Genomic DNA, 3,949 nt, shown 5'->3' with positions numbered 1-3,949 from the left:
ACTCCAATCGCTATCGAAGAAGGTCTTCGCTTCGCGATTCGCGAAGGTGGCCACACTGTAGGCGCTGGCGTAGTAACAGCAATCGAAGGTTAATCTTCATAATTGAATCATAGATTCTTAAAAGGGACCCTGCGGGGTCCCTTTTTATGCATAATAAAAATGAAGAAAAGGCATGGACTTCTTTCTAGACAAAAAATATCATTCTTTGTTATACTATCCATGTCAGGCAGATGTGCCTGGCTTTTTTGAGTTGCTTAAAATCTTGACATCGCTTGCTACGTATGATATAGTTTTTTAGTATGTAGTCGAGTGTTTTCGAGTACAAGAGACAAGTTAGTAAATATAAAGCGAGGTGTGTCCGGATGCGTAATGCCATTACTTTAGCTTGCACAGATTGCAAACAACGTAACTACCAAACGAACAAGAATAAGAAAAACAATCCTGATCGTATTGAAATGATGAAATATTGCAAATTCTGCGGTAAACATACATTACACCGTGAAACAAAATAATCTTATCATTCATTACCTGTTGATTTGAGGATGTGAAAAAATGGCAAAGTCTAACTCAGCAGTTCAACAACGTGGTGGTTTTGGTAAATTCTTCCGCGGTGTTAAGGCTGAACTGAAAAAAGTAGTCTGGCCAACAAGAAAAGAGCTCATCAATTACACAATTGTAGTATTTTTGGTAACAATCTTTATTGCCTTACTCATCTATGTGTTTGATGCGATTTTTGCTCAACTAATTAATATGTTGTTGCGGATTGTTGGATAGGGGGCCATTACATGGAAGCAGATAAGAAGTGGTATGTAATTCATACCTATTCAGGCTACGAAAATAAAGTTAAAACCACTCTAGAACTTAAGGTTCAATCTATGGGTTTGCAGGATGTAATTAGTAGAATACTAGTACCTCTTGAAGATGAAATAGATGAAAAAGATGGGGTTAAAAAAGTAGTAAAACGTAAAATTTTTCCTGGGTACGTATTGGTTGAGATGGAAGTTAACGACCGCTCTTGGTATGTTGTGCGCAACACACCAGGTGTAACGGGTTTCGTTGGTTCCGCTACAAAACCAGTTCCACTTTCTGATTCCGAAGTAGAACATATACTTAAGTCTCAGGGCTTGGATAAGAAACCAACAATCAATGTCGATGTAGAGGTTGGTGAAACGGTTCGCATTACATCCGGTGCCTTTGAAGATAGACTAGGTGTTATTACCGAAATTAACCCTGAAAAAGGAACATTGAAACTTAATGTAGAAATGTTCAATCGAGATACAGAGGTAGAGGTAGAGTTTTCTCAAGTTGAAAAAGCTCTTTAATATATAAATATAACTCTAAAAGAGCAATCGATTTTGGTTGCCAGTGGGAGGATGTTTATCCGTTACCACCACAGTATAAGCATAGGAGGTTTAATTACCCATGGCTAAGAAATTAGTTAAACAAGTAAAACTACAAATTGAAGCCGCTAAAGCTACTCCAGCACCACCAGTTGGTCCTGCACTAGGTCAAGCAGGCGTTAATATCGTTGCTTTCACAAAAGAATTCAACGAACGTACTGCTAAACAAGCTGGCTTGATTATTCCAGTAGTTATTAATGTATATGAAGATCGTAGCTTCGACTTCATCACTAAGACTCCACCAGCTGCAGTATTATTGAAAAAAGCTGCAGGTATTCCAAAAGGATCTGGTGTACCTAACCGTGATAAAGTAGCAAAAGTAGGTCGCGATAAAGTTCGTGAAATTGCTGAATTGAAAATGCCTGACTTGAATGCTAACACCGTAGAACAAGGTATGCGCATGGTAGAAGGTACTGCTCGCAGCATGGGCATTGAAATCGTTGACTAATAAGCGTACGACTTGCGCATAAGGCGCAAATCGGTGGGAGGGAATTCCCGTTTGACCACATAAGGAGGATATTATAATGGCAAAAGTAGGTAAGAAATACGCTGAAGCAGTAAAACTTATTGAAGCTGGTAAGTTCTATGAACCAGTAGAAGCAATTGAGTTAGTTAAGAAAACTGCAACTGCAAATTTCGATGAAACAGTTGAAATCGCTTTCAACTTGAATGTCGACCCTAAATACGCTGATCAACAAGTTCGTGGTGCAGTAGTATTGCCTCATGGTACTGGCAAAACTAAACGCGTTCTTGTATTCGCAAAAGGCGACAATATTAAAGCAGCTGAAGAAGCTGGCGCAGATTTCGTAGGTTCTGAAGAGTTAGTAGCTAAAATCCAAGGTGGTTGGAGCGACTTTGACGTAGTAGTTGCTACACCAGACATGATGGGTCAAGTTGGCCGTCTTGGTAAAATCTTGGGTCCTAAAGGCTTGATGCCAAACCCTAAAGTTGGTACAGTAACTCCAGATGTTGCTCGTGCAGTAAACGAAATCAAAGCTGGTAAAATCGAATACCGTACTGATAAAGCAGGTATCATTTCTTGCTCCATCGGTAAAGCGTCTTTCGATGATGAAAAATTACTTGACAATTACCGTACAATCGTTGATACTATTATCAAGGCTAAACCTGTAGCAGCTAAAGGTCAATACATTAAATCTGTAACCTTGTCCGCTACAATGGGCCCTGGTGTGCCTTTGAACGTGTTCAAATTGAGCAACGTTACAAAAGAGCAATAATCACATATGTCTCTTAGCTGTAGACGGCTGGTATGTATAATGGATGAAAATCCGCCCGCTGAGGCTGACACTAGAACAACCTAGGACTAGTTCGACCTCATCGCGTGCGATGGGGTCGTTTTTTACGCTAAGATAGTACATAGAGCACCACAAAATCTATAAGGAGGTAATCTAATGGCTGTCACTGAATCAAAAAAAGCAATCGTTGCTCAAATGAAAGAAACTCTTTCTGAAGCAAAAGGTGCTGTATTGATTGGTTACTCTGGTTTGACTGTTGCGCAAGCAACTGATCTTCGTCGCAAAATGTTGGCTGAAGGTGTTGAATACAAAGTAATCAAAAATACTTTGACTCGTATCGCTGCAAACGAATTGAATCTTGAAGGTTTCTCTGAGCATTTAGAAGGTCCAACTGCGTTGGCTACTTCTAAAGAAGATGCTGTTGCACCTGCTCGTGTAATCGAACAATTCATCAAAGCTACAGACAAAGAAGTTGTAACTGTAAAAGCTGGTATCGTTGAAGGCGAAGTTATGGACGCAGCTGGCATCAAAGCAATTGCAAATCTTCCAAACCGCGAAGGTATGCTTTCCATGTTGCTTTCCGTATTGCAAGCTCCTGTTCGCAACGTTGCATACGCTGTTAAAGCTGTTGCAGAAGCTCAACCAGCAGAAGCTGCAGAATAATATCTGCGAATTATCCATTGGTCGCTTAGGACTGATACAATAAACTATTTTATGGAGGAAATCTAAAATGGCATTGAACATTGAAAACATCGTTGCTGAATTGAAAGAAGCAACTATTCTTGAACTTAATGATCTTGTAAAAGCAATTGAAGAAGAATTTGGCGTAACTGCAGCAGCTCCTGTAGCAGTAGCAGCAGCTGGCGACGCTGGTGCTGGCGCAGCTAAAGATTCTTTCGACGTAATCTTGAAAGATGCTGGCGCATCCAAAATCAACGTAATCAAAGTTGTTCGTGAAGCAACTGGTCTTGGCTTGAAAGAAGCTAAAGCTATCGTTGACGGCGCTCCTGCACCTGTAAAAGAAGGCGTAGCTACTGAAGCAGCTGAAGCTTTGAAAGCTCAATTGGAAGAAGCTGGCGCAACTGTAGAATTGAAATAATTCTAGCCATATTAAAGGCGTACCTAAGGGTACGCCTTTTTTGCGTTCTGATTACTGTGAAACGACTCTGTATAAACTTGATATTAAAAAGCGTGCCCCGAAGTGATATGTACCCCCTTTACTGGACAACCAGTAAAGGGGGTATTTTCATGAGATATAGTTATGAATTTAAAAAGAAAGCAATTGAATTATTTAAT

The 3,949-nt window shown here is 40.0% G+C and carries 8 protein-coding genes; all 8 read left to right on the top strand.

Going from position 1 to position 3,949, the window contains the following annotated elements; genetic code table 11:
* Nucleotides 1-93, top strand: a 93-nt coding sequence (locus VEI_RS10565; RefSeq protein WP_145749519.1) for an EF-Tu C-terminal domain-related protein, incomplete at its 5' end; no start/stop codon positions are given.
* A 269-nt stretch (nt 94-362) separates the two neighbouring features.
* Entirely contained in the window at nt 363-512 is a 150-nt protein-coding gene (gene rpmG / locus VEI_RS08020) for a 50S ribosomal protein L33 (protein WP_004693530.1), read from the top strand.
* Between the two features lie 40 nt (nt 513-552).
* Nucleotides 553-774 carry a preprotein translocase subunit SecE gene (secE, locus tag VEI_RS08015; RefSeq protein WP_005377007.1) on the top strand — a complete coding sequence of 74 codons (222 nt, stop codon included), beginning with the start codon at nt 553-555 and terminating at the stop codon, nt 772-774.
* Between the two features lie 11 nt (nt 775-785).
* A complete protein-coding gene (gene nusG, locus VEI_RS08010) occupies nt 786-1,322 on the top strand; it encodes a transcription termination/antitermination protein NusG (RefSeq protein ID WP_005377143.1) in 537 nt (178 codons plus the stop codon).
* A gap of 100 nt (nt 1,323-1,422) precedes the next feature.
* Nucleotides 1,423-1,848 carry a 50S ribosomal protein L11 gene (gene rplK, locus VEI_RS08005; RefSeq protein WP_004693535.1) on the top strand — a complete coding sequence of 142 codons (426 nt, stop codon included), beginning with the start codon at nt 1,423-1,425 and terminating at the stop codon, nt 1,846-1,848.
* Between the two features lie 76 nt (nt 1,849-1,924).
* A complete protein-coding gene (gene rplA, locus VEI_RS08000) occupies nt 1,925-2,635 on the top strand; it encodes a 50S ribosomal protein L1 (RefSeq protein ID WP_005377180.1) in 711 nt (236 codons plus the stop codon).
* A 174-nt stretch (nt 2,636-2,809) separates the two neighbouring features.
* Nucleotides 2,810-3,316, top strand: a complete 507-nt coding sequence (gene rplJ / locus VEI_RS07995) for a 50S ribosomal protein L10 (protein WP_059364083.1) — start codon at nt 2,810-2,812, stop codon at nt 3,314-3,316.
* Between the two features lie 67 nt (nt 3,317-3,383).
* Nucleotides 3,384-3,752: a 50S ribosomal protein L7/L12 gene (gene rplL, locus VEI_RS07990; protein ID WP_009351212.1), complete on the top strand. Its 369-nt coding sequence runs from the start codon at nt 3,384-3,386 to the stop codon at nt 3,750-3,752.
* The last annotated feature ends 197 nt before the right edge of the window (nt 3,753-3,949 follow it).

This window comes from Veillonella tobetsuensis (assembly GCF_001078375.1).
Taxonomy (GTDB): Bacteria; Bacillota; Negativicutes; order Veillonellales; family Veillonellaceae; genus Veillonella; species Veillonella tobetsuensis.
The sequence above is the reverse complement of the archived record's forward strand: the minus strand, read 5'-3'. Positions and strand labels throughout refer to the sequence as shown.

Coding starts and splice junctions, on each gene's coding strand:
- nusG (WP_005377143.1), top strand. CDS start 786: ATGGAAGCAGATAAGAAGTGGTATGTAATTCATACCTATTCAGGCTAC.
- rplJ (WP_059364083.1), top strand. CDS start 2,810: ATGGCTGTCACTGAATCAAAAAAAGCAATCGTTGCTCAAATGAAAGAA.
- rplA (WP_005377180.1), top strand. CDS start 1,925: ATGGCAAAAGTAGGTAAGAAATACGCTGAAGCAGTAAAACTTATTGAA.
- secE (WP_005377007.1), top strand. CDS start 553: ATGGCAAAGTCTAACTCAGCAGTTCAACAACGTGGTGGTTTTGGTAAA.
- rplL (WP_009351212.1), top strand. CDS start 3,384: ATGGCATTGAACATTGAAAACATCGTTGCTGAATTGAAAGAAGCAACT.
- rpmG (WP_004693530.1), top strand. CDS start 363: ATGCGTAATGCCATTACTTTAGCTTGCACAGATTGCAAACAACGTAAC.
- rplK (WP_004693535.1), top strand. CDS start 1,423: ATGGCTAAGAAATTAGTTAAACAAGTAAAACTACAAATTGAAGCCGCT.